Here is a 23,898-nt window from a genome sequence, read left to right as displayed (position 1 = left end):
GCTGGGGTGCAGGGATTCGAACCCCGGAATGCTGGTATCAGAAACCAGTGCCTTACCGCTTGGCGACACCCCAATAATGGGAATCAAATTGTCTTTATATGGCTGGGGTGCAGGGATTCGAACCCCGGAATGCTGGTATCAGAAACCAGTGCCTTACCGCTTGGCGACACCCCAATAAAATGGTGGCTACGACGGGAATCGAACCTGTGACCCCAGCATTATGAGTGCTGTGCTCTAACCAGCTGAGCTACGTAGCCTAATTTTATTGCGTTTATTGCTTTGCTTTTTCGAAGATGGCTGGGATACCTGGATTCGAACCAGGGAATGCCGGTATCAAAAACCGGTGCCTTACCGCTTGGCGATATCCCATTCGTCGACTCGCAACCACGAGAAACTTCGAAAATTGGCTGGGGTACCTGGATTCGAACCAGGGAATGCCGGCATCAAAAGCCGGTGCCTTACCGCTTGGCGATACCCCATCCACGCTTGCCGAATCATGAAATGGTGCGGGAGGCGAGACTTGAACTCGCACACCTTGCGGCGCCAGAACCTAAATCTGGTGCGTCTACCAATTTCGCCACTCCCGCAAAAAAAGATGGTGGCTACGACGGGAATCGAACCTGTGACCCCAGCATTATGAGTGCTGTGCTCTAACCAGCTGAGCTACGTAGCCATCTTTTTTTCGCGCAACCTTCATCGGCGTTGCGGGGCGCATTATGCGGAGTTGACCAGACAGCGTCAACAATTTTTTTGTCGTTTTTTACCTTAAAGCGCCTGTTTGTTTGGCTTATAACCAGGCTGATGGTTTATTCGGCAATTATTCAGTATTTACAAGGCGAATGGCAAAAAAAATGGGCCCCAAAGGGCCCATTTTCAAATCAATTATCTTGCTTATTTATAAGCAGATTGATGCACACCAACCGCACGACCTGAAGGATCATCCATTGATTTAAACGCTTCATCCCACTCAATCGCTTTTGCAGAAGAGCAGGCTACTGAAGGTCCGCCTGGTACACATTCAGCAGCGCTTGGCAGCGGGAACAGCTCTTCGAAGATTTCACGATAGAGATAGGCTTCTTTAGAGTTTGGCGTGTTATAAGGGAAACGGAAGTGCGCCGTCGCCAGCTGCTGATCGCTGATTTGCTTCGCAGCAACTTCTTTCAAACTGTCAATCCAGCTGTAGCCTACACCATCTGAGAACTGCTCTTTCTGGCGCCACGCCACGCTTTCCGGCAGGTAAGAAGAGAAGCATTCACGCAAGATGTGTTTTTCCATCTTACCGTTGCTGCCACACAGCTTATCTTTCGGGTTGATGCGCATGGCGACATCAAGGAATTTCTTATCCAGGAAGGGGACACGCGCTTCCACGCCCCATGCAGACATGGCTTTGTTAGCACGTGCGCAGTCGAACATATGCAGTGCCAGCAACTTGCGGACGTTCTCTTCATGGAACTCTTTCGCGTTCGGCGCTTTATGGAAGTAGAGATAACCGCCAAAGACTTCATCCGCACCTTCACCCGACAGCACCATTTTAATGCCCATCGCTTTGATCTTACGTGACATCAGATACATCGGCGTAGACGCGCGGATAGTGGTGACATCGTAAGTTTCAATGTGGTAAATCACATCGCGGATGGCATCCAAACCTTCCTGCACGGTGAAATGAATTTCATGGTGCACGGTGCCCAGATGTTCGGCCACAGCTTTCGCTGCTTTCAGATCCGGTGAACCTTCAAGACCCACGGCAAAAGAGTGCAGCTGTGGCCACCACGCATCGCTCTTATCCTGATCTTCAACACGTTTTGCTGCATAACGTTTGGTCACCGCAGAAATAATGGACGAGTCGAGGCCACCAGAAAGCAACACGCCGTAAGGAACGTCAGACATCAAATGGCTTTTCACTGATTCTTCCAGTGCGTGTTTCAGGCCCGCAGCATCGGTTTCGTTATGCTCAACGTTTTTATATTCCATCCAGTCACGCTGCCAGTAACGGCGGATTTCTCCGTCAGTGCTGGAAAGATAGCTTCCCGGCGGGAATTCTTTGATAGAGCGACAAACCGGCACCAGCGCTTTCATTTCAGACGCGACATACAGGTTGCCGTGCTCATCATTACCCATATACAGCGGAATGATACCGATGTGATCGCGGCCAATCAGGTAGGTGTTTTTAACGCTGTCATACAGGATGAATGCGAACATGCCTTCCAAATCATCCAGGAAGTCGACGCCTTTTTCCTGATAAAGCGCCAGGATCACTTCACAGTCAGACCCGGTCTGGAACTGATAGCGATCGCTTAATTCTGCACGCAGCGCCTGATGGTTATAGATTTCACCGTTAACAGCCAGCACGTGAGTGTGGTCGGCGTTATACAGCGGCTGTGCGCCGTTATTGACGTCGACAATTGAGAGGCGTTCATGTGAAAGAATCGCGTGGTCATCCGCATAGACACCTGACCAATCTGGTCCGCGATGACGCATTAAACGTGAACATTCCAGCGCTTTTTTGCGCAGCTCAACAGGATCGGTTTTAAGATCCAGCACACCAAAAATTGAACACATAACTGACTCCTGAGCTTACCTAACGGCGATGTTATCTTTTGTGTTTGCAGCAGCCTGTCGCTGCCTGATGCATAAGAAAATGCGCTATTTCATGCATCCAATGCAAGAGGAATCATGATTTACTGATAAAAAGATTGTTGGTAGTGCGATATATTTGATGATTCATCAATAAAATCACCATTTAATTGATGAATCGATAATTAAATAACGAAATTGGTCGTTATTTAATCACGGGTGTGGCGGTTTTCAGCAAGAAAAGATGACGCACCGCACATTCTTATCGCTGCGTCATAAGAAGAATGAATCAGAACAGGTCGATATCGGCCACAGAAGGATAAATCCAGTCTGGACGGAAAGGCATGGCATCAATATCACTCAAGGTTGAAACACCAGAAAGCACCAGTATCGTTTCAAGTCCCGCCTGAAAGCCTGCCAGAATATCTGTACGCAAATTATCTCCGACAATCACCGTCTCTTCGGAGTGAGCCTGCATTTTATTGAGTGCAGCACGCATAATATAGGGGCTTGGCTTACCCACGTAGAAAGGGCGGCGGCCAGAAATCTTCTCAATGCCTGCGCAAAGCGCGCCACAGGCCGGGACAAATCCTCGTGCATGCGTATCTGGATTGGTTGCAATAAAGCGTGCGCCACTGGCAACAAAAAAAGCGGCTTTATGCATCATATCCCAGTTGAACGAACGGGTTTCACCCACGATAACAAAATCGGGATTGACGTCAGTGATCGTGAATCCCGCTTTATAAAGCTCATGAATCAACGCACCTTCACCGATAACGTAGGCTTTTTTGCCTTCCTGACGACGCAAGAAATCTGCAGTGGCCATTGCTGAGGTATAAAAAACCGAATCCGGTACATCAATACCTGCCGAGGCAAAGCGGTTAGCCAAATCCTGACCGGTTTGTGAGGGATAATTGGTGAGTACCACCAGCGGCATCTCTTTTTGCACGATGCGTTGTAAAAACTCTTTAGCGCCGGGCACAGCGGTATTGTCGTGCATCAGCACGCCGTCGATATCACAGATTACGTTTTTAATTGTCATAGTTTCGTTCCGATGCAGCCCGCCAGATTGGCAGGCTCGACTTAGTCTTCGAGAAGATGTTGCAGCAGGATGCCATTGAGCATGGCACGTTTTGCCAGCGCAAAAGCGCCAATGGCAGATTGGTGATCCAACTGTGAGCGCACCACCGGTAAATTTTTGCGAAACGCTTTAAGTGCTTGAGTATTGATACACCCTTCAATCGCGGGCAGCAGCACTTTCTCCGCATCGGTGATTTCACCTGCCAGCACCACTTTTTGCGGATTAAACAGGTTAATCGCAATCGCGATGGCTTTGCCTAAATAGCGGCCGACATATTCGATCACTTCACATGCCAGCGCATCACCCTGATTTGCAGCTTTGCAAATCTGAGGCATGCAGCAATCATCTTGCGTCAACACGCTGGGATAGCCTTGACTCAATAAATGGCGTACGCGATTTTCGATCGCGCCATTTGCAGCAATGGTTTCCAGACAGCCGAAATTACCGCAATGGCAGCGCTCGCCCAAAGGATCGACCTGAATATGACCAATCTCGCCGACATTGCCATTGCTACCCAGAAAGATGTGTCCGTTAGCGATGATGCCTGCGCCAGTGCCGCGGTGTAAACGCACCAGAATAGAGTCAGCACAATCACGACTTGCACCGAAATAGTGCTCAGCAAGCGCCAGGCTACGAATATCGTGGCCGACAAAACTGGTCACGTTGAAGCGTTTTTTCAGGCTGGCAACCAGAGGCCAGTGGCTGACTGAAATATGCGGCATATAGCGAATCACGCCGTTTATAGGATCAACTAAGCCGGGGAGAATCACCGATATTGCAATCAGCTCACGGATTTTACGCTGGTGGAGTTCAATAAAGGCGGCGACGGCATTCAGCAGCGCGTGCTCCAACGTTTCTTGCGTACGTTCCGGCAACGCATAATCTTCTTGAGCCAGTGATTTCCCGCTGAGATCAAACAGCGTTAGCGTGGCGTCGTTACGGCCCAAACGCACGCCGATGGTATGAAAGTTGCGGGTTTCAGTGATGATGGAAATCGCGCGGCGCCCGCCGGTGGACGCCTGTTGGTCCACCTCTTTAATCAGGCCGCGCTCAATCAGTTGGCGGGTAATTTTTGTGACGCTGGCGGGCGCAAGCTGACTCAATTCGGCAATTTGAATGCGCGAAATCGGCCCTTGTTGATCGATTAGCCGATAAACGGCCGCGCTATTGAGTTGTTTGACAAGATCGACATTTCCTATTTGTGTCTGGCCGCCAGTGGTCATTCAGTGCTTACTCGCTCAGGACGTCGTCTCCATTGACAAACGTCTTAGTGATTTTAAAGTCGCGTGTAAACACAGTCAGGTTTGCGATTTTTCCTGCTTCGATCGTGCCCAACTGTTTTTCCACGCCCATTGCCCGTGCAGGATAAAGTGTCGCCATACGCAACGCCTCATCCAATGCAATGCCGACATGTTCGACGCTATTTCGCACGGCATCAATCATGGTTAATGCTGAACCACTCAGCGTGCCATTCTCATCCACGCACAGGCCGTTACGATAGTATATTGTTTTACCTGCAAAAATAAATTTATCGATGTCTGCGCCAGCCGGTGCGGTGGCATCGGACACTAACACCAGTTTGTCGCCTTTAATCCGTTTTGCATTACGCACATTAGCGTAATGAACATGTAAACCATCGGCAATAATGCCGCAGTATACATCAGGCGAATCAAACAGCGCACCGATAAGACCAGGCTCACGACCAGCAAAAACAGGCATGGCATTATAGAGATGCGTCGCAAAGGTCACACCCGCTGAAAAACCTGTTTTGGCTTCTTCATAGGTTGCGTTTGAGTGGCCTGCAGAGACAATAATACCCGCATCAGTCAGTTGACGAATGACATCGCTACCGGCGTTTTCTGGTGCCAAAGTCACTTTGGTGATGACGTCTGCGTTATCACACAGGAATTGCACCATTTCAGGATCGGGCAAACGGATCAGCGCAGGATTATGGGTGCCTTTTTTCGCCGTGCTTAACCACGGACCTTCAAGATGCAATCCCAGCGCCTGATGCTGATGCTTGTTTAGATAAGCACGCATGGTTTCAATGGCGCGCTTCATCAACGCATCGCTGCTGGTAATCAAGGTAGGAAGGTAGCTGGTACAACCCGATTTTTCATTGGCGCGCTGCATAATTTCCAGCGTTTGAATGCTGAGCGCATCAATGTCGTCATTAAACTGCACGCCGCCGCAACCATTCAGCTGTAGATCGATAAAACCGGGAGCGATGATGGCACCTGAGACATCGCGCTGCTCAATATCTGCGGGCAGCGCCTCGTGAGAGCAAACACGCTCAATCTTACCCTCAGCAATAACCACTGCGTGGTTGTCCAAAATCTCATGGCCGCTGTAAATACGACCGTTAACTAATGCATACATCTTTCTTCTCCCGGCTAGGCCTGCTTTGATTTAAGGGCAACAGCAGACATCTACAACGTAGTCTTAAACACCTTTCATATTTTCCGCTTCCATCTCGCGGAAATATTTAACCGTTTTCACTTTTAATTCCATCGTGGAGGGCTCATCACAAACCACAACGGATTTTGCATGCAGTTGCAGACAGCTAATGGTCCACATGTGGTTAACGTTGCCTTCAACCGCCGCTTGCAGCGCCTGCGCTTTGACATGGCCCGTCACCAAAATCATGACTTCTTCGGCATCCAGTAACGTGCCAACACCCACAGTCAGGGCGTATTTTGGCACCTGATCAACATCGCCGTTGAAGAAGCGTGAATTGGCAACGCGCGTATCGTGTGTCAGCGTTTTGATACGCGTGCGGGAAGCCAAAGAAGAGGCTGGTTCGTTAAAGGCAATGTGTCCGTCGTTGCCGACGCCGCCCATAAACAGATGAATTTTACCCAGCGCACGAATTTTCTCTTCATACTGGCGACATTCTGCGTCAATGTCAGGCGCATTGCCATTCAGAAGGTTGATGTTTTCTGTTTGAATATCAACGTGATCGAAAAAGTTACGGTACATGAAACTGTGATAGCTTTCTGGGTGCTCTTTCGGTAAGCCAACATATTCGTCCATGTTGAACGTCACTACGTGCTTGAAACTAACCTGGCCCGATTTATGCATCTCAATAAGATGTTTATACGCTTCTAGCGGCGTTCCGCCGGTAGGTAAGCCGAGAACGAAAGGGCGATCGGCGCTTGGATTAAAGGCATTGATGCGGTTGACGATATGACGTGCAGCCCACTTGCCTACTTGAGTCGGCGTGGCTAAAGGAATCAGTCTCATGTTTCACCTCAATATTAAAGAATTGGGAAAGGTTAGACGCTGTACCGTTGTGCTAATAATCAGCCTAAACTGATTACGCGTTATCGCCATGGTAATTCTGCGCCTTGATATTTTGGATCATAAAATAAGTTTGGCGTGATAGCCAGACGCAGCTGCATCAAGAGACGTTTTTTGGTGATAAAAATCACAGAAAGCGCGGCTTTAATTTGCGAGGCGAATTAATTTATCATTACACTCGCAGCGTGACCAAAAGTGTTATTACAGATCTTTGTTGCTGACAAAAAAAGAGTAAGCGGCAACAAAGCAATAAGCGTGTCTCATAGGGGGAAGGGCAAATGTTAGGTTATTTACAGAAGGTTGGCCGTGCGCTCATGGTGCCGGTAGCAACCCTGCCAGCGGCAGCGATATTAATGGGGGTTGGTTACTGGCTTGATCCTGACAGCTGGGGCGCAAGTAATGCGCTAGCAGCTTTATTGATCAAATCGGGTGCTGCCATTATCGAAAATATGTCTGTGCTGTTCGCAATTGGTGTGGCGTACGGCATGTCTAAAGATAAAGATGGTGCAGCCGCTCTGACCGGTTTTGTCGGTTTCCTCGTCGTTACCACGCTTTGTTCACCCGCTGCGGTAGCAATGATTCAGAAAATGCCCGTGGAACAAGTTCCCGCTGCATTTGGCAAAATAAATAACCAGTTTGTCGGCATTCTTGTCGGTATCTTGTCGGCCGAAGTCTATAACCGCTTCAGCCATGTTGAGTTGCCTAAAGCCCTTTCTTTCTTCAGCGGTCGTCGTCTGGTGCCTATTCTGGTCTCATTCCTGATGATTCTGGTCGCGTTCATTTTAATGTACATCTGGCCGATTATTTTTGGTGGCCTGGTCAGCTTTGGTGAGCATATACAAAAACTTGGATCGATTGGTGCAGGGGTTTACGCCTTCTTTAACCGCTTATTGATTCCGGTTGGCCTGCATCATGCATTGAACTCGGTTTTCTGGTTTGATGTTGCAGGCATTAACGATATCCCTAAATTCCTTGGCGGTGCGCAATCTCTGGCTGATGGCAGCGCAACAGTGGGTATCACAGGTCGCTATCAAGCGGGCTTCTTCCCGATCATGATGTTCGGCTTGCCAGGCGCCGCGCTGGCAATTTTTCACTGTGCACGCCCAGAAAACCGCGCCAAAGTTGGCGGGATCATGCTGGCAGCTGCGTTTGCAGCCTTCTTTACCGGAATTACCGAACCGTTGGAATTCTCCTTCATGTTTGTGGCGCCGGTACTGTTTTTCATCCATGCCGTATTAACCGGTATTTCTGTTTTCATCGCCGCGAGCATGCATTGGATTGCGGGCTTTGGTTTCAGTGCCGGTTTAGTGGATATGGTGCTTTCAACCCGTAACCCATTAGCCACTCACTGGTACATGCTGATCCCACAAGGTCTGGTCTTCTTTGCCCTTTACTACGTGGTATTCCGCTTCACAATCCTGAAATTCAACCTGATGACGCCTGGCCGTGAATTAGCCGTTGCGGGTGATGAGACGGATGGCTACGACGTTAACGTTGATAAAACGGGCGATGGCGAAAACGCGACGGAGTCTCTGGCACGCCGCTATATCGGTGCGATCGGCGGTTCTGAAAACCTGACAGCTATCGATGCGTGTATTACGCGTCTACGTTTAAATGTGAAAGATTCTGCACAAATCAATGAAGGTGTGGCTAAACGTCTTGGCGCATCGGGCGTGATTCGTCTGAATAAGCAAAGCGTACAAATCATTGTAGGGACGCAAGCTGAAAGCATTGCTTCTGCGATGAAACGCGTGCTGACCAAAGGTCCGGTGGCTGCCGCAGCGAGTAATAGTAGCGCGCCAGCGGCGACAGAGACTAAGCCGCAAGCCGTATTGAACAGCGATAAAAAAGTCATTGCCACACTGGTCTCACCAGTCAGCGGTGAGGTTGTGGCTCTGGATGCAGTGCCGGATGAAGCTTTCGCTAGCAAAGCCGTTGGCGAAGGTTTAGCGATCAAGCCTACCGATAAGCGGGTGGTTGCGCCGATTGCGGGGACCATTGTGAAGATCTTCACCACCAATCATGCGTTCTGCCTTGAAACGGATAATGGCGTTGAAATCGTGGTGCATATGGGCCTGGACACCGTGGCACTAGGTGGTAAAGGCTTCACACGCTTAGTCGAAGAGGGCGCAACGGTCGTTGCTGGCCAGCCGGTGCTGGAAATGGATCTTGAATTCCTTAATGCCAATGCACGATCCATGATCAGTCCTGTTGTGGTAAGCAACAGTGATGAATTTGGCGGTTTGAATCTGTTAGCCAGCGGACAGGTGATTGCCGGCGAAACCCGACTGTATGAAGTAATAGGTTAATTACTCCGCGACACAACCCCAAAGGCAGGAAGCGATTCCTGCCTTTTTGATTTAAACGCTTAACAAACGGTTGTTTCCCTACGACGCTTTGTGGATCATACTCCGATACTTCGTGGTACAAATCACCCGCTATTCGTATTGAGGATTTTTGTAATGAGTGAGGCTGAAGCCCGCCCAACTAACTTTATTCGTCAAATCATTGACGAAGATTTGGCGAGCGGCAAGCACAGCAGCGTGCATACCCGTTTTCCGCCAGAGCCTAATGGTTATCTGCATATTGGTCATGCAAAATCGATTTGTCTGAACTTCGGTATTGCTCAAGATTACCAGGGTCAATGCAACCTGCGTTTCGACGACACCAATCCGGTCAAAGAGGATGTGGAGTTCGTTGAATCCATCATGCGTGATGTGCAATGGCTGGGCTTTGAGTGGAGTGGCGAAGTTTGTTATTCCTCAAACTATTTTGATCAGCTTTATCACTATGCGGTCGAACTCATCAATAAAGGCCTGGCCTATGTGGATGAACTCACGCCTGAAGAGATTCGTGAGTACCGTGGCACCTTAACGGCGCCGGGTAAAAACAGTCCTTACCGCGATCGCACCCCAGAAGAGAACCTGGCACTGTTTGAAAAAATGCGTGCGGGTGGATTTGAGGAAGGTAAAGCCTGCCTGCGCGCTAAGATCGATATGGCATCTAACTTCATTGTGATGCGCGATCCTGTGCTGTATCGCATTAAGTTTGCTGAACATCATCAGACGGGCAATAAGTGGTGCATCTATCCGATGTATGACTTTACCCACTGCATTTCCGATGCGCTGGAAGGCATTACCCATTCGCTGTGTACGCTGGAATTCCAGGATAACCGTCGTTTGTATGACTGGGTTTTGGATAACATTACTATTCCAGTTCATCCACGTCAGTACGAGTTTTCACGTCTGAATCTGGAATATGCAGTGATGTCGAAGCGTAAGCTGACGCAATTAGTCAGTGAAAAGCATGTAGAAGGCTGGGACGATCCGCGCATGCTGACCGTTTCAGGCCTGCGTCGTCGCGGTTACACGGCGGGCTCTATTCGTGAGTTCTGCCGTCGTATTGGCGTGACCAAACAAGACAATATCGTTGAGATGGCTTCGCTGGAATCGTGTATTCGTGACGATCTGAATGAAAATGCACCTCGTGCTATGGCGGTGTTGGATCCTTTAAAAGTGGTGATTGAGAATTTGCCTGCGGGCCATAACGAAATTATCACTATGCCAAATCATCCAAACAAGCCAGAAATGGGCACGCGCGAAGCTCCGTTTAGCCGTGAAATTTGGATCGATCGTGCTGACTTCCGAGAAGAGGCGAACAAGCAGTACAAGCGTTTGGTGCTGGGTAAAGAAGTACGCCTGCGTAATGCTTATGTGATTCGCGCTGAGCGTGTAGCTAAGGATGAAGACGGCAATATCACTTGCATTTATTGCACGTGCGATGTGGACACGTTAAGTAAAGATCCTGCTGATGGCCGCAAAGTTAAAGGCGTGATTCATTGGGTTTCTGCTGAGCATGCGCTACCTGCCGAATTCCGACTTTACGACCGTTTGTTCAGCGTACCGAATCCTGGTGCGGCAGAAGATTTTCTTGCTGCCATCAACCCAAATTCGTTGGAAATAAAACACGGTTTTGTCGAACCTGGCCTACGAAATGCTGAAGTGACCTCACCTTATCAGTTTGAGCGTGAAGGATATTTCTGTGCTGACAGCGTGTATTCAAAGCCTTCACAGCTAGTGTTTAACCGCACTGTGGGATTGCGTGATACCTGGGCAAAAATCGGCGATTAAAAATTTCGATTACCGACACGATAAAAAAACAAAAGGGCGATTAATCGCCCTTTTTTATTACTGCGATTCCTGTCAATACAACCAGATATGCTGCTTTACATCAAATTGACCCTGCAAGCATATCTGGGAGAAATCTTAGTTTAGTAAAATTAATCAATTACAAGGTGTGAATTGCTTTTTTTCAGGTAGGCTAAGCGCTCTCAAGCGTTGCTATGCGGGTTACAAAAGGAAAAAAAATGACCGTTCTCGCCCAGGAAGCTAAACACAGTGTCGTAGTTTTACATCAACTAATTGAACGTATTTTCAATAATACAGCGACAGCGGATGATAGCTTTCATCTTCTGCTTTCGCACTTTCATCCCGACTTTTGTATGGTGACGCCGCAAGGAAGGCAACTGAATTTAAACGAAACTGAAGCGCTTTTTCTTCAACTACAAGGTCAGCGTGAAGGGATGCGTATTGCGACCAGTGAACATGTGGTGATTTCTGAGCAAGAAAATGAAGTCATCATTCAATATCGTGAACTGCAAATGATGAACGGTCAAAATCAGAGCCGCATTTCACTGGCGATTTTAGATTACAGCACCTCGATTCCGCGTTGGCGCTACTTGCAGGAAACGCTCGTTGCCTGAAAGCCAGAGACAAAAAAAGCCGGTTATTAACCGGCTTTTTCATATCAATGCAGAGCAACTTACTTGTCGTGAAGCGTTTCGTCTTCGCGACAATCACCCAGTGAGCAGTGACCGTAAAGGTACAAGCTATGGTTGGATAATTTGATGCCATGGCGGGTAGCGATTTCATGCTGGCGCGTTTCAATCGACTCATCGCTGAACTCAATCACTTTGCCGCAATCCAGGCAAATCAGGTGATCGTGGTGATGCTGTTGCGTCAACTCAAAAACAGACTTGCCGCCTTCAAAGTTATGACGGGTTACAATGCCAGCATCATCAAACTGGTTTAATACGCGATAAACCGTTGCCAGACCAATCTCTTCGCCCATATCAATCAGGCGTTTGTATAAATCTTCCGCGCTGACGTGATGGCATTCAGGTTCCTGAAGCACTTCCAGAATTTTAAGTCTGGGCAGCGTGACTTTCAGGCCAGCCTTCTTTAATGCGGTATTGTTGTCAGTCATGCGGATTTTGTCCTGTTACTTTAATCACTTTTGTGGCGCTTGGCCTTGAATGTCGATCTACACCCATTCTCATTTGCGTCTCATTATAGAACCGAAGCAACGAAATGAAAACCGAGTGAAATGCTGGAAATCACCATTAGCTGTGAGGAATTTACCGAGCCGGGGAGGATTTCTACAGAGGTCTGTTAACATTTCGTTCAGCCTCATCTCATATCCAGAGAAATAAGCGGATGACCGATAGGGGTATTCTACAGATTAAACGAAGAAAGTTAAAAAAATGTGGCTATTATTTCTATAGGAATTTCCACTGATTCGATGTGAGCCAGCGCCCACATCGAATCAGTAAGCATTAAGCTTCGATAATCTCTTTGAGCTGTAGCTCATCAAAAATCTGCTTAACCCATTTTTCAACGCGTTCGTTGGTCAATTCTGGCTGACGATCTTCATCAATCGCTAAACCCAAGAAGTTTTTATCATCGGCCAAGCCTTTAGAGGCTTCAAAGTGATAGCCTTCAGTCGGCCAGTGTCCAACAATCACTGCGCCATTAGGCTCGATAATGTCACGAATGGTGCCCATCGCGTCACAGAAATACTCTGCGTAATCTTCCTGATCGCCACAACCAAACAACGCGACTAATTTGCCGTTGAAGTCGATCTCTTCCAGCGTTGGGAAGAAATCATCCCAGTCGCACTGCGCTTCGCCGTAATACCAGGTTGGGATGCCCAGCAGCAAGATATCAAACGCTGCCAGATCTTCTTTGGTGCTTTTCGCGATGTCATGCACTTCCGCAACGTCTTTACCCAGCTGTTTCTGGATCATTTTTGCAATGTTTTCGGTGTTGCCGGTATCGCTGCCAAAGAAGATGCCTACGAGTGCCATGGGTAAAATAACCTCTTAAATCCTGATGATGAGATGTGTGCTAAAACAGCACATTTCTGCGAATAATAGCAGACGTGACAAAAGCGCGGAACTTGTAAAGCCGTGACATTTGTTTTTGCGTGCGTTTTGCTCGTGTCAGTCTAGTTTGAGTTGTTGCAGCAACATTTGTTCAATCAATTCGCTGCGACTGAGATTGCGTTGTTCCGCCAGCGTATTAAGTGCTTCAACGGCTTCACTGTTCATTTTAAGCTCGACACGGCGTAACCCGCGCCCTTTGTCACGTTTCAGTTGATTGCGTTTATTTATACGCAGCTGTTCATCGCGCGAAAGCGGACTGGTTTTAGGGCGACCGGGACGACGCTCCTCAGCAAACAGATCGAGCGTGGTGCGGTCAGTGTGTTCTTTTGCCATGGCTTAGTGAAACTGAATGGGCGCGAGCGGCGTTTACGCTGCGCAGATTATAAATTATTGGCCCTTACCGCGGCAGAAATAGCCGTCGGCAAATTTTTAGCGCGCCATCATACTCCACGCTAACCGCGTACGCCAATCCTAAACTTTCACCGCCAGGTAATTGCTTTTAAAGCGCAAAAAACCGACGAACACTGCGTAAAACGGCATCAGGTTTCTCAGCATGCACCCAATGTCCCGCTCCGCTAATCACATGTGCATGAGCTGCCGGGAACTGTTTCAGTAAAGCATCGCGATACTGATTATCCAGATAGGCAGAATCACCGCCGCGAATGAATAACGCAGGATGTGGCCAAGCCGGAATATCTTTCCAGCCAGAAATGGTCGCGTAATTGTCCCACAGTACCGGCACGTTAAAACGCCATTCTCCATCCTGAAAAGATTTGAGAATGAACTGAATCACGCCTTCTTCATGGATCACGTTGCGCATAACATTAGCCGCTGCACTGCGCAGCTTAACGCCAGATTCTGTGACCGCCCGGATAGCAGCAAAAATTTCATCGTGACGACGGGTTTGATAATCAACCGGAGCGATATCAATCATAACCATCTGTTCAATGCGCTCGGGAGCCAGTGCGCTCATCGTCATGGCTATTTTGCCTCCCATAGAGTGACCTATGACAGAAACGCGATCGATGCCATGCGCATCCAGCGTGTCAAACATATCCTGCGCCATTACAGCGTAGTTCATCTCCTCAGAGCGCGGTGACATGCCATGATTACGGACATCAACCTGGATGAGAGGACGATCATCCTTTAATCCACGTGCCAGCACGCCAAGGTTATCAAGGCTGCCAAAAAGTCCATGAATAAGCAGGATGGGACGGGAATCAACAGTAGATTGTTCAGTTTGCAGACGGGCGTTCAAAATCATGGCAAAGTTCTTAAGTTTGAGACCTAAGCTTAGGTTATCATGGATTCACCTTTTCAGGCGCGCCGGTTCCAGCGGCATTAGGACATATTCTGACTTTTGCCCATAAACCGTTTGAATGCTAACAGCCCACCTGAATTTAACTTTATAATCCTGATGTTAGAATCCGCTCACATTTCGAATTGCCAAACTTTGCTAAGGGCTTTTCAGGTAATGCATGGTTCTGTCATGAGTAAAAAACCGTACGGAATAAGATGAAAACGATCGAAGTTGACGAAGAGCTCTACCGTTATATTGCCAGCCATACGCAACATATTGGCGAAAGCGCATCAGATATTCTGCGTCGCATGCTGAAGTTTACCGCCGGTCAAACGGCACCTGCAGCGGCTGCGCCAAACGCGGCGAAGCCAGACGTAAATGACGCGCAAGCTGCGCGTGTAGAATCGCGCCCGCAAGATCGCGTGCGAGCCATGCGTGAGCTAATGCTTTCTGATGAGTATGCGGAGCAGAAGCGAGCGGTTAATCGCTTTATGCTGATTTTGTCAACACTCTATCGTCTTGATACCGAAGCGTTTGCCGAGGCAACTGCCTCGCTGCAAGGCCGTACTCGCGTTTACTTTGCGGGCGATGAGCACACGCTGTTGCAGAATGGCACCCACACGAAGCCAAAGCACGTTCCTGGCACGCCGTACTGGGTGATCACCAATACCAATACTGGTCGCAAATGCAGCATGGTCGAACACATCATGCTATCAATGCAGTTCCCGCCGGAACTGACAGAGAAAGTTTGCGGCACCATTTAAACTGAAGCGTCAGGGAGAAGCGCCAATGGCCAATCACCCCCGTGCCGGGCAGCCTGCCCAGCAGAGCGATTTGATTAACGTTGCACAATTAACATCACAGTATTATGTCCTGAAGCCTGATGTGGCGAACCCGGAACATGCGGTGAAATTTGGCACATCTGGCCATCGCGGTAGCGCAGGGCGTCAAAGCTTCAATGAGCTGCACATTTTGGCTATCGCGCAGGCGATTGCTGAAGAGCGCAAAAAGAATGGCATTACTGGCCCATGCTACGTAGGTAAAGATACCCACGCGCTGTCAGAACCCGCTATTTTGTCGGTGCTGGAAGTGCTGGCGGCCAACGGCGTTGACGTTATTGTTCAGCAGGATAATGGCTATACGCCAACGCCTGCGATCTCCAACGCAATTCTTGAACATAATAAGTCTGGCGGCGCGCTGGCTGATGGCATTGTTATTACGCCATCCCATAACCCGCCTGAAGATGGCGGCATCAAGTACAACCCACCAAACGGTGGACCAGCTGATACCAATGTCACCAAAGTGGTGGAAGATCGTGCAAATCAGCTGATCAAAAATGGCTTGAAAGAAGTCAAACGTCTGCCGCTGGATGAAGCGCTGGCAAGTGGTCATATCGTAGAAAAAGATCTGATCCAGCCATACGTCGAAGGGTTAGCGCAGGTTATCGACTTTGCCGCAATCCAGAAAGCGGGATTGAAAATTGGTGTCGATCCACTTGGCGGCTCCGGTATGGCTTACTGGCAGCGCATTGCAGAGCACTACAAGTTAGATCTTACCATTGTTAACGATGCTATCGATCAAACCTTCCGCTTTATGCATCTTGATAAAGATGGCGTGGTGCGTATGGATTGCTCGTCCGAGTGCGCAATGGCGGGCCTGTTGGCTTACCGCGACAAATTCGATTTAGCATTTGGTAACGATCCTGATTACGATCGCCACGGTATCGTTACGCCTGCGGGCTTGATGAATCCAAACCATTATCTGGCGGTAGCGATTAACTATTTGTTCCAGAATCGTCCGCAATGGGGCAAAGAAGTTGCCGTAGGCAAAACGCTGGTTTCCAGTGCGATGATCGACCGTGTTGTTAATGACATTGGTCGTAAACTGGTAGAAGTACCGGTTGGTTTCAAATGGTTTGTGGATGGTCTTTTCGACGGCAGCTTCGGTTTTGGCGGCGAAGAGAGCGCGGGTGCATCCTTCCTGCGCTTCGATGGTACGCCATGGTCAACGGACAAAGACGGCATCATTATGTGCTTGCTGGCCGCTGAAATTACGGCTGTGACCGGTAAGAACCCGCAGCAACATTATGATGAGCTGGCTCAGCGCTTTGGTGCGCCAAGCTACAACCGTTTGCAGGCTTCTGCTACATCGGCACAGAAAGCGGCGCTCTCTAAGCTGTCGCCAGAAATGGTGAGTGCAGACACGCTGGCGGGTGATCCGATCACCGCACGGTTGACTGCAGCGCCTGGTAACGGTGCCTCAATTGGTGGTCTGAAAGTGATGACGGAAAACGGCTGGTTTGCAGCGCGTCCTTCTGGCACTGAAGACGCCTATAAAATCTACTGTGAAAGCTTCCTTGGTGCTGAACATCGCGCACAGATCGAGAAAGAAGCAGTAGAAATCGTCAGCGAAGTGCTGAAAAACGCCTGATAAAGGTGTAATGAAAAAGGCGCCGCTGGCGCCTTTTTTTATGGCATAAATCGATAACCAATCCCGGTTTCGGTGAGCAAATGCAGCGGCTGAGTCGGGTTGCCCTCCAGCTTTTGCCGCAGATGTCCCATATAGATACGCAAATAATGGCTGTGTTCGACCGCGTTCGGCCCCCATACCTGACTAAGCAATTGACGCTGAGTCATCACCTTGCCCGCGTTGTTCAGCAAAACGCCCAGTAAACGAAACTCTATCGGAGTGAGATGAATCTCTTCGCCTGCGCGAATCACGCGACGTGCAGCAAGGTCAACGGTCACGTCTGCAAACGCCACTTTAGGCTCAGGATTAATGCCGCTAAAACGACGTAAGGCCACCCGCACTCGCGCCTGTAACTCGCCAATCCCAAAGGGCTTGGTCAGGTAATCATCCGCACCGGCATCCAGCGCATCGATTTTATCTTGTTCATCACTGCGCGCCGACAGCACAATCACCGGAATGGCGCTCCATTGCCGTAGTTCACGGATAAACATGTTTCCATCACCATCAGGCAAACCCAAATCGAGAATCACCACATCCGGCTTGCGTGTGGCGGCTTCAATCAGGCCACGTTGCAGGGTGTCCGCATCAAACACTTTTAAGGCTTCGCCTTCTAATGCCAGTCGAACGAAACGACGTATTTCTTTTTCATCTTCAATGATCAAAACCGTAGCCACGTGCAACCTGCCATCAAATCAACATTTACTCGCTACTTTAACAACAAATGATCAGCGCGTCCGTGAATGTTCAATTGAGAAAATAACCACTAAAGAAACAACGCCATTACAAGTGTGTAACTTACTTACGGCGTGCATTCTTAAAAGCGATAAATTTGGTCTGGAGGGTGGTCGGATGAGTAGTAAAATTACACAGCTGGGCGTAATATTAGAGTCAGATCACATTTACTCACTTATTACGCTTAAAAAGGAGGCAAACGATGTATCCCGCTTATTCACGCAACAAAATTATTTTGCGTCGTGCCTTGGTGATTTTACTCGGCGTTATGGCGTTACCGATCATGCTTTTCCGTAAAGATCGCGCCCGTTTTTACAGTTATCTGCATCGCGTGTGGTGTAAAACCAGCGCTAAACCCGTTTGGCTGGCGCAGTCAGAAGCGGCAGGAGGAATTTTTTGGTAATTTACCCATCCAAATAGTCAGCCCGGTCATTTTACCGGGCTTTTTTTTTAAGCATTATCTTCTCAGAATTTCTCTAAACTTAACCTTCAATCCCTTACAGCCAAATAATTTTCAGCTACACTTAAACCTCTACAAGATTTCAGAGGTTGTACAAGTATGAGTGAGAAAATTCCAGTTGGGATCAGTGCTTGCCTGCTTGGCGATACCGTCAGATTTGATGGTGGTCACAAGCGATTAACCTTCGCAACGGAACAGCTCACGCCGTTTGTGCGCTTCGAACCTGTTTGTCCAGAAATGGCGATTGGTCTTCCCACGCCACGTCCAGCATTACGTTTAGTAAAGCAAGAAGACGATGATCTGCATCTCTGCTTCAGCAAAGATGGGGGAGAAGAGGTTACGCAGGAAATGCGCACATGGTCTGAACAGCGGGTGAAAGCAATGCATCATCTGTGTGGCTACATTCTGTGTGCTAAGTCCCCGAGTTGTGGCATGGAACGCGTGCGCGTTTACGAGCCTGAATCCAACAACAACCGCAAAGCGGGAACCGGCATTTTTACCGAGTTTCTGCGTAGAGAGATGCCTTGGCTGCCACTTGAAGAGGATGGACGCCTGCACGATCCTGCATTGCGCGAAAACTTTGTAGGACGCATTTGTGCGTTGCACGAATTCAATCAAATGTGGAAGTCAGGTTTGACGCGTGCGCGTCTCATTGCGTACCACAGCCGTTATAAATTGCTGCTTTTAGCGCATTCTCAAGAAAAATACCGTGAGTTGGGGCCTTTTGTCGCGTCAATGAGCCAGTGGGATTCGCTGGAAGCGTTCGCTTTTGAGTATCGCAATCGCCTGATGGAACTGATGTCGCATCCTGCATCACGGCGTAATCACACCAACGTATTAATGCACGCTCAAGGCTATTTCCGCCGCCAACTCAGCTCGCCACAGCGGCAGGAACTGGCAACCTTGATTGACCATTATCGTCAGGGTACACAGCCGTTGCTGGTTCCTATCACCATTCTTAAGCACTACATGGCGGAATATCCGCATCCATGGCTGGCTCAACAGCGCTACTTTGATCCCTATCCCGAAGCGCTGCGCCTGCGTTATGGGCAATAATTCGGACCTGATATGACCACCCATTTAGTTTGGCTGCGTAATGATTTGCGCATTAACGATAATCTGGCTTTGCACGCGGCATGTCGCGACAGCAAAGCCAAGGTGATTGCGCTGTACATTGCTACGCCGAAACAGTGGCAGCAGCATGATATGGCACCGAAGCAGGCTGCTTTTATTTATCAAAGCTTGCTGCTGCTACAAGAGACTTTAGCCGATCGCGGTATCGAACTTTATTATCATCAATGCACTGACTTCAATGCGTCTGTTGACTACCTCACAACATTCTGTGAGCAACATAAAATTGATAACCTCTTCTATAACTACCAATACGAATTCAATGAGCGGCAGCGTGATGCGAAAGTTGAAAAACAGTTGGATGAGAACGGCGTAATTTGTCAGGGTTTTGATGACAGCGTGCTGTTGGCGCCCGGCAGCGTTCAAACCGGTGATCGCAGCATGTACAAGGTGTTTACGCCGTTTAGCAAAGCTTTTGTCCGTCGGCTGCATCAAGGCTTGCCGGAATGTGTTCCAGCGCCGAGAGCACGTGACGGCGCTCCATTAAGAATTCACAAAAAAATCCCCCCCTTTAGTTATCAAGCAGCTGACTTTGATCAGGCTCTTTTCCCTCCCGGTGAAGCCGCTGCGCTGAGGCAGTTACGCCGTTTCGCCACTCAACCGATTCTGGATTATTCATCCGCACGGGATATGCCTGCCGTTGATGGCACAAGCCGCTTGTCGGTTTATCTGGCAACCGGCGTGCTTTCGCCGCGCCAGTGTTTGCATCGGGTTCTGAAAGAACATCCTGCGGCATTGGATGATAATCGCGTTTTTGTCTGGCTTAATGAGTTGATCTGGCGTGATTTTTATCGGCACTTGATGGTGGCTTATCCCGCGTTGTGCAAGCATCAGCCCTTTATTCAGTGGACACATAACGTTGAATGGCAGCAAAACGATGAACACTTCACTGCATGGAAAGAGGGCAGAACAGGATATCCGATTGTTGATGCTGCTATGCGGCAAATGAATGATATTGGGTGGATGCACAATCGTTTACGCATGATCACCGCCAGCTTCCTGGTAAAAGATTTGCTTCTCCACTGGCATGGCGGTGAGCGTTATTTCATGCAGCAATTAATTGACGGTGATTTGGCTGCCAATAACGGCGGTTGGCAATGGGCGGCGTCAACCGGCACCGATGCTGCACCCTATTTTCGTATTTTTAATCCTACAACGCAGGGCGAGCGCTTCGATAAGCAAGGTGAATTTATTCGCCACTATTTGCCTGAGCTCAGTGACGTGCCAGACAGCGATATTCACCAACCGCACGCTTGGGCGAAGAAACACAACAAGGTACTCGATTATCCGGCACCAATCGTGGAACATAAGGAGGCACGTAAAAAGACATTAGACGCCTTTGAGCGCGCAAAAAATGCGGCTTGAGGCGGCAAGGGAGCCGAAATGAATCACTACGAATTAGAGCAAATCGTCAATCAGCAGCTGGATACACACAGCTTCAGCGATTACGCACCCAACGGATTACAGGTTGAAGGCCGCGCCGAAGTCAACACTATCGTTACCGGGGTTACTGCCTGTCAGGCATTAGTGGATGAAGCCGTAAAGCGTAACGCCGATGCGATTCTGGTTCATCACGGTTATTTTTGGAAAAATGAACCGGCGGTAATTAAAGGCATGAAGCGTAATCGCCTGCGTGCGCTGCTGGCTAACGATATTAATTTGTATGGCTGGCATCTGCCGCTGGATGCGCATGCAACGCTGGGTAACAACGCACAGCTGGCGCAGTTACTGGATATTGATGTAGGCGGTGAAGTGATGCCACTGGTATTTTGGGGCGAATTAAAAACGCCGCTGACCGGGGAAGAACTGGCTCAGCGCATTGCCCAGAAACTGGGGCGTGAACCGCTGCACTGTGGCGATAACGCACCCGCGCAAATCCGTCGTGTTGCGTGGTGCAGCGGCGGCGGCCAAGGCTTTATCGACAGCGCCGCCGACTTCGGCGTTGATGCTTATATCACCGGTGAAGTCTCCGAGCAGACTATTCACAGCGCCCGTGAGCAAGGTTTGCATTTCTTTGCAGCAGGACATCACGCGACTGAACGCGCGGGCATTAAAGCGTTGGGCGAATGGCTGGCTGAAAACCACGGCCTCGACGTCACTTTCATCGATATTCCTAACCCCGCCTAAGCACTTCACGGGTCCTGCACTTTCGCGCAGGACCTAAATCTATTGACACATCTCTGTCACTTTCGCATAACTGTCTGCTTTATACCGATAAGCAAATGCCTGCAACGCGCGCCTGAAGATTTTTGCGCGCGTAATTTTAGGTGAAATGGAGGTGGGTGTTGCAACGAGCACGTTGTTATTTGTTGGGCGAACGCGCGGCTGTGCTGGAACTGGAGCCGCCGATTTCATTGGTAAGCCAACAGCGCATTTGGGGATTGAATCAACGGCTGCAAGCGCATGAAGAAGTGCTTGAAGTGATACCTGGGATGAACAACATCACCATTTTGTTACGCGATCCACAACATAAAGCGCTGGATGCTATTGAGCGCTTACAGCGCTGGTGGGAAGAGAGTGAAGCGCAGTTGCCAGAATCACGTCAGGTTGACATTCCGGTGATCTATGGCGGTGAAAGCGGGCCCGATCTCAACGTGGTGGCTGAACAGGCCAACATGACGCCGCAGCAAGTGGTTGAGCTGCACAGCAGCAGTGATTACGTGGTCTATTTTATCGGCTTCCAGCCTGGCTTTCCCTATTTGGGCGGATTAGATCAGCGTTTGCACACGCCGCGTCGTGCCGAACCGCGCGTGCTGGTTCCAGCAGGGTCGGTGGGCATTGGCGGAAGCCAAACTGGCGTTTATCCGCTCGCCAGCCCCGGTGGCTGGCAACTGATTGGACAAACACGCGTTGCGCTGTTTGATCCAAAAAATCAACCACCAACCTTGTTACGTCCCGGCGATACGGTACGGTTTGTGCCGCAAAAGGAGGGCGTATGCTAAGAATTCTTCGTGCCGGGCTGGCAACCAGCATTCAAGACAGCGGTCGTAACGGCTGGCGACAATATGGTATCAGCGTCAGCGGCGTGCTCGACCATCCAGCGATGGTCACCGCGAACCTGCTGGTGGGTAATGCGCCTGACAGCGCGGTGCTGGAAATTGTGCTCGGTCAGTTCAAAGCTGAATTCACGCGTGACGGCTGGTTTGCCTTAACGGGCGCAGGTTGTCATGCTGAACTGGATGGCAAAGCGGTGTGGACCGGCTGGCGTTTGCCTGTGAAGAAGGGCCAGGTTTTATCACTGTCGATGCCGGTTCGCGGCATGCGCAGCTATTTGTCTGTTAATGGCGGTTTTGATCTACCGGAAGTATTGGGTTCAAGCAGCACCGATCTCAAGGCGGGGTTTGGCGGCTGGCAAGGGCGTAAACTGGAAGATGGGGACCGCCTGCCGCTGGGCAAACCAACTCGCCAGTTTGATAAGAAAGCCGGTGTGCGCCAAATCTTATGGGGTAATCGTATTCGCGCCTTGCCGGGGCCGGAGTATCACGAGTTCAGCCGCGAGGCGCAGCAGGCTTTTTGGCGTACCGCATGGAAACTCAGTCCGCAAAGTAACCGCATGGGTTATCGCCTGCAGGGCCGACAGCTCAACCGCGAAACCCCACGTGAGCTGTTATCGCACGGTTTGGTACCCGGTGTGATTCAAGTACCGCCTAATGGTCAGCCGATTGTTCTAATGGCAGATGCACAAACCACGGGCGGTTATCCGCGCATCGCCTGCGTGATTGAAGCCGATCTTTATCATCTGGCACAGATTCGTTTAGGTGATCCAATCCACTTCATTCACTGCACTTTGCCAGAAGCAATACAGGCGCGTGAACATCAGCAACGCGCGTTGGACCAGATGGTGTGGGGACTCGCTCATGAAAATTGATTTAAACGCCGATTTAGGTGAAGGCAGCGGCAGCGATCGCGCACTGCTGCAATTAGTCAGTTCAGCCAATATCGCCTGCGGCTTTCACGCGGGTGATGCACAAACCATGCTGCAGTCAGTGCGCTGGGCAAAAGAGTTTGGCGTCGCCATTGGCGCACATCCCAGCTTTCCCGATCGCGAAAACTTTGGTCGCACCGCGATGCAGCTTCCACCTGAAACGGTCTATGCCCAGATGATTTATCAAATTGGCGCATTGAAAAGCCTGGCGGAGAGCGAAGGGCAAAAATTGGTGCACGTTAAGCCGCACGGCATGCTCTACAACCAAGCCGCAGCGGATGCTGTGTTGGCAGGGGCTATAGCGCAGGCGATTAAAGCGGTGGATGCTAATTTGATCGTCGTTGGTCTTGCCAATAGCGAATTAATTCGCGCAGGCCTTGATTGCGGATTACGTACCCGTGAAGAAGTTTTTGCCGATCGCGGCTATCTCAATAGCGGTGCATTAGTGCCACGCGGTCAACCGGGCGCGCTGATCGAAGATGAAACCCAGGCGATTGAACAAACGCTGGCAATGGTGCAACAAGGCAAAGTGAAAAGCATCAGCGGCGAATGGGTTGCGGTGAATGCACAAACCGTTTGTCTGCACGGCGATGGCGCGCATGCGTTGCAGTTTGCTCAGCGCCTGCGTGATGTTTTTGCGACACATCAGGTTGCCGTGAATAGCCTTTAAGTTGTTGACTGTTAGCCCGGCAATGCGCCGGGT

The 23,898-nt window shown here is 49.7% G+C and carries 22 protein-coding genes and 7 tRNA genes; 12 read left to right on the top strand and 17 right to left on the bottom strand.

Going from position 1 to position 23,898, the window contains the following annotated elements:
- Position 1: 1 nt before the first annotated feature.
- The 12 genes from SC127_RS00275 to nagB all read right to left on the bottom strand — a co-directional run bounded on the left by SC127_RS00275 (position 2) and on the right by nagB (position 6,898).
- A tRNA-Gln gene (locus SC127_RS00275) sits at positions 2–73 on the bottom strand.
- Between the two features lie 26 nt (positions 74–99).
- A tRNA-Gln gene (locus SC127_RS00270) sits at positions 100–174 on the bottom strand.
- Positions 175–180: 6 nt separating this feature from the next.
- Positions 181–257: transfer RNA gene (locus SC127_RS00265), tRNA-Met, on the bottom strand.
- Between the two features lie 37 nt (positions 258–294).
- A tRNA-Gln gene (locus tag SC127_RS00260) sits at positions 295–369 on the bottom strand.
- 35 nt (positions 370–404) lie between these two features.
- Positions 405–479, bottom strand: a tRNA-Gln gene (locus SC127_RS00255).
- A gap of 23 nt (positions 480–502) precedes the next feature.
- A tRNA-Leu gene (locus SC127_RS00250) sits at positions 503–587 on the bottom strand.
- A gap of 9 nt (positions 588–596) precedes the next feature.
- Positions 597–673: transfer RNA gene (locus SC127_RS00245), tRNA-Met, on the bottom strand.
- Positions 674–891: 218 nt separating this feature from the next.
- A complete protein-coding gene (gene asnB / locus SC127_RS00240) occupies positions 892–2,559 on the bottom strand; it encodes an asparagine synthase B (protein ID WP_332624853.1) in 1,668 nt (555 codons plus the stop codon).
- Positions 2,560–2,863: 304 nt separating this feature from the next.
- Complete coding sequence (locus SC127_RS00235; RefSeq protein WP_215847349.1) at positions 2,864–3,616, bottom strand: HAD-IIA family hydrolase; 753 nt, start codon at positions 3,614–3,616, stop codon at positions 2,864–2,866.
- Between the two features lie 41 nt (positions 3,617–3,657).
- Entirely contained in the window at positions 3,658–4,878 is a 1,221-nt protein-coding gene (gene nagC, locus SC127_RS00230; RefSeq protein WP_215847348.1) for a DNA-binding transcriptional regulator NagC, read from the bottom strand.
- Positions 4,879–4,885: 7 nt separating this feature from the next.
- Complete coding sequence (nagA, locus tag SC127_RS00225) at positions 4,886–6,034, bottom strand: N-acetylglucosamine-6-phosphate deacetylase (RefSeq protein WP_332624852.1); 1,149 nt, start codon at positions 6,032–6,034, stop codon at positions 4,886–4,888.
- A 63-nt stretch (positions 6,035–6,097) separates the two neighbouring features.
- Positions 6,098–6,898, bottom strand: a complete 801-nt coding sequence (gene nagB / locus SC127_RS00220; RefSeq protein ID WP_243078341.1) for a glucosamine-6-phosphate deaminase — start codon at positions 6,896–6,898, stop codon at positions 6,098–6,100.
- A 335-nt stretch (positions 6,899–7,233) separates the two neighbouring features.
- Here nagB and nagE point away from each other — a divergent pair, with 335 nt between their 5' ends.
- The 3 genes from nagE (at position 7,234) to SC127_RS00205 (ending at position 11,717) form a co-directional block, all read left to right on the top strand.
- Complete coding sequence (nagE, locus tag SC127_RS00215) at positions 7,234–9,264, top strand: N-acetylglucosamine-specific PTS transporter subunit IIBC (RefSeq protein ID WP_332624851.1); 2,031 nt, start codon at positions 7,234–7,236, stop codon at positions 9,262–9,264.
- A gap of 153 nt (positions 9,265–9,417) precedes the next feature.
- Positions 9,418–11,085 carry a glutamine--tRNA ligase gene (glnS, locus tag SC127_RS00210; protein ID WP_215847344.1) on the top strand — a complete coding sequence of 556 codons (1,668 nt, stop codon included), beginning with the start codon at positions 9,418–9,420 and terminating at the stop codon, positions 11,083–11,085.
- Positions 11,086–11,321: 236 nt separating this feature from the next.
- A complete protein-coding gene (locus SC127_RS00205) occupies positions 11,322–11,717 on the top strand; it encodes a hypothetical protein (protein WP_332624850.1) in 396 nt (131 codons plus the stop codon).
- 59 nt (positions 11,718–11,776) lie between these two features.
- On the opposite strand, the gene fur is transcribed toward SC127_RS00205, so the two are convergent.
- From fur to ybfF, 4 genes are all read right to left on the bottom strand, one after another.
- On the bottom strand, positions 11,777–12,220 hold the full coding sequence (gene fur / locus SC127_RS00200; RefSeq protein WP_215847342.1) for a ferric iron uptake transcriptional regulator: 444 nt from the start codon (positions 12,218–12,220) through the stop codon (positions 11,777–11,779).
- Positions 12,221–12,569: 349 nt separating this feature from the next.
- Positions 12,570–13,100: a flavodoxin FldA gene (fldA, locus tag SC127_RS00195; protein ID WP_215847341.1), complete on the bottom strand. Its 531-nt coding sequence runs from the start codon at positions 13,098–13,100 to the stop codon at positions 12,570–12,572.
- 135 nt (positions 13,101–13,235) lie between these two features.
- The gene (gene ybfE / locus SC127_RS00190; protein ID WP_215847340.1) at positions 13,236–13,511 is read right to left on the bottom strand and encodes a LexA regulated protein; all 276 of its coding nucleotides are present in this window, start codon (positions 13,509–13,511) and stop codon (positions 13,236–13,238) included.
- A 166-nt stretch (positions 13,512–13,677) separates the two neighbouring features.
- Positions 13,678–14,442 carry an esterase gene (ybfF, locus tag SC127_RS00185; RefSeq protein WP_332624849.1) on the bottom strand — a complete coding sequence of 255 codons (765 nt, stop codon included), beginning with the start codon at positions 14,440–14,442 and terminating at the stop codon, positions 13,678–13,680.
- A 251-nt stretch (positions 14,443–14,693) separates the two neighbouring features.
- On the opposite strand from ybfF, the gene seqA reads away from it, so the two are divergent.
- The gene (gene seqA / locus SC127_RS00180; protein ID WP_243078338.1) at positions 14,694–15,242 is read left to right on the top strand and encodes a replication initiation negative regulator SeqA; all 549 of its coding nucleotides are present in this window, start codon (positions 14,694–14,696) and stop codon (positions 15,240–15,242) included.
- 25 nt (positions 15,243–15,267) lie between these two features.
- Entirely contained in the window at positions 15,268–16,908 is a 1,641-nt protein-coding gene (gene pgm / locus SC127_RS00175) for a phosphoglucomutase (alpha-D-glucose-1,6-bisphosphate-dependent) (protein WP_215847337.1), read from the top strand.
- Positions 16,909–16,946: 38 nt separating this feature from the next.
- Here pgm and kdpE read toward each other — a convergent pair whose 3' ends face one another.
- Positions 16,947–17,621, bottom strand: coding sequence for a two-component system response regulator KdpE (gene kdpE / locus SC127_RS00170; RefSeq protein ID WP_243078337.1), 675 nt, complete (start codon positions 17,619–17,621; stop codon positions 16,947–16,949).
- Between the two features lie 260 nt (positions 17,622–17,881).
- Between kdpE and SC127_RS00165 the strand changes: the two genes are divergently transcribed.
- The 7 genes from SC127_RS00165 to pxpA all read left to right on the top strand — a co-directional run bounded on the left by SC127_RS00165 (position 17,882) and on the right by pxpA (position 23,865).
- Complete coding sequence (locus SC127_RS00165) at positions 17,882–18,082, top strand: YbfA family protein (protein WP_215847335.1); 201 nt, start codon at positions 17,882–17,884, stop codon at positions 18,080–18,082.
- A gap of 156 nt (positions 18,083–18,238) precedes the next feature.
- Positions 18,239–19,195, top strand: a complete 957-nt coding sequence (locus SC127_RS00160) for a YbgA family protein (RefSeq protein WP_215847334.1) — start codon at positions 18,239–18,241, stop codon at positions 19,193–19,195.
- A 12-nt stretch (positions 19,196–19,207) separates the two neighbouring features.
- Positions 19,208–20,635, top strand: a complete 1,428-nt coding sequence (phrB, locus tag SC127_RS00155; protein WP_332624848.1) for a deoxyribodipyrimidine photo-lyase — start codon at positions 19,208–19,210, stop codon at positions 20,633–20,635.
- A gap of 18 nt (positions 20,636–20,653) precedes the next feature.
- Entirely contained in the window at positions 20,654–21,397 is a 744-nt protein-coding gene (locus SC127_RS00150; protein ID WP_332624847.1) for a type 2 GTP cyclohydrolase I, read from the top strand.
- Positions 21,398–21,555: 158 nt separating this feature from the next.
- Positions 21,556–22,212 carry a 5-oxoprolinase subunit PxpB gene (gene pxpB, locus SC127_RS00145; protein ID WP_332624846.1) on the top strand — a complete coding sequence of 219 codons (657 nt, stop codon included), beginning with the start codon at positions 21,556–21,558 and terminating at the stop codon, positions 22,210–22,212.
- Positions 22,206–23,138 (top strand): 5-oxoprolinase subunit PxpC, encoded by a 933-nt coding sequence (gene pxpC, locus SC127_RS00140; RefSeq protein ID WP_243078332.1) that lies wholly within the window; start codon positions 22,206–22,208, stop codon positions 23,136–23,138. Before pxpB ends, pxpC begins: the two co-directional genes overlap by 7 nt.
- Positions 23,128–23,865, top strand: coding sequence for a 5-oxoprolinase subunit PxpA (gene pxpA, locus SC127_RS00135; RefSeq protein ID WP_332624845.1), 738 nt, complete (start codon positions 23,128–23,130; stop codon positions 23,863–23,865). The genes pxpC and pxpA overlap by 11 nt, the downstream gene beginning before the upstream one ends.
- Positions 23,866–23,898: the final 33 nt, after the last annotated feature.

The sequence above is a fragment of the Pantoea sp. T14 genome (genome assembly GCF_036663535.1).
GTDB lineage: Bacteria > Pseudomonadota > Gammaproteobacteria > Enterobacterales > Enterobacteriaceae > Pantoea > Pantoea phytostimulans.
Note: the sequence above shows the minus strand (reverse complement) of the source record. Positions and strands in the feature narration are given on the sequence as shown.

Coding starts and splice junctions, on each gene's coding strand:
- SC127_RS00160 (WP_215847334.1), top strand. CDS start 18,239: ATGAGTGAGAAAATTCCAGTTGGGATCAGTGCTTGCCTGCTTGGCGAT.
- SC127_RS00165 (WP_215847335.1), top strand. CDS start 17,882: ATGTATCCCGCTTATTCACGCAACAAAATTATTTTGCGTCGTGCCTTG.
- fldA (WP_215847341.1), bottom strand. CDS start 13,100: ATGGCACTCGTAGGCATCTTCTTTGGCAGCGATACCGGCAACACCGAA.
- fur (WP_215847342.1), bottom strand. CDS start 12,220: ATGACTGACAACAATACCGCATTAAAGAAGGCTGGCCTGAAAGTCACG.
- ybfE (WP_215847340.1), bottom strand. CDS start 13,511: ATGGCAAAAGAACACACTGACCGCACCACGCTCGATCTGTTTGCTGAG.
- pxpA (WP_332624845.1), top strand. CDS start 23,128: ATGAAAATTGATTTAAACGCCGATTTAGGTGAAGGCAGCGGCAGCGAT.
- SC127_RS00205 (WP_332624850.1), top strand. CDS start 11,322: ATGACCGTTCTCGCCCAGGAAGCTAAACACAGTGTCGTAGTTTTACAT.
- nagC (WP_215847348.1), bottom strand. CDS start 4,878: ATGACCACTGGCGGCCAGACACAAATAGGAAATGTCGATCTTGTCAAA.
- glnS (WP_215847344.1), top strand. CDS start 9,418: ATGAGTGAGGCTGAAGCCCGCCCAACTAACTTTATTCGTCAAATCATT.
- nagE (WP_332624851.1), top strand. CDS start 7,234: ATGTTAGGTTATTTACAGAAGGTTGGCCGTGCGCTCATGGTGCCGGTA.
- pxpC (WP_243078332.1), top strand. CDS start 22,206: ATGCTAAGAATTCTTCGTGCCGGGCTGGCAACCAGCATTCAAGACAGC.
- nagA (WP_332624852.1), bottom strand. CDS start 6,034: ATGTATGCATTAGTTAACGGTCGTATTTACAGCGGCCATGAGATTTTG.
- ybfF (WP_332624849.1), bottom strand. CDS start 14,442: ATGATTTTGAACGCCCGTCTGCAAACTGAACAATCTACTGTTGATTCC.
- SC127_RS00150 (WP_332624847.1), top strand. CDS start 20,654: ATGAATCACTACGAATTAGAGCAAATCGTCAATCAGCAGCTGGATACA.
- nagB (WP_243078341.1), bottom strand. CDS start 6,898: ATGAGACTGATTCCTTTAGCCACGCCGACTCAAGTAGGCAAGTGGGCT.
- phrB (WP_332624848.1), top strand. CDS start 19,208: ATGACCACCCATTTAGTTTGGCTGCGTAATGATTTGCGCATTAACGAT.
- asnB (WP_332624853.1), bottom strand. CDS start 2,559: ATGTGTTCAATTTTTGGTGTGCTGGATCTTAAAACCGATCCTGTTGAG.
- SC127_RS00235 (WP_215847349.1), bottom strand. CDS start 3,616: ATGACAATTAAAAACGTAATCTGTGATATCGACGGCGTGCTGATGCAC.
- seqA (WP_243078338.1), top strand. CDS start 14,694: ATGAAAACGATCGAAGTTGACGAAGAGCTCTACCGTTATATTGCCAGC.
- pgm (WP_215847337.1), top strand. CDS start 15,268: ATGGCCAATCACCCCCGTGCCGGGCAGCCTGCCCAGCAGAGCGATTTG.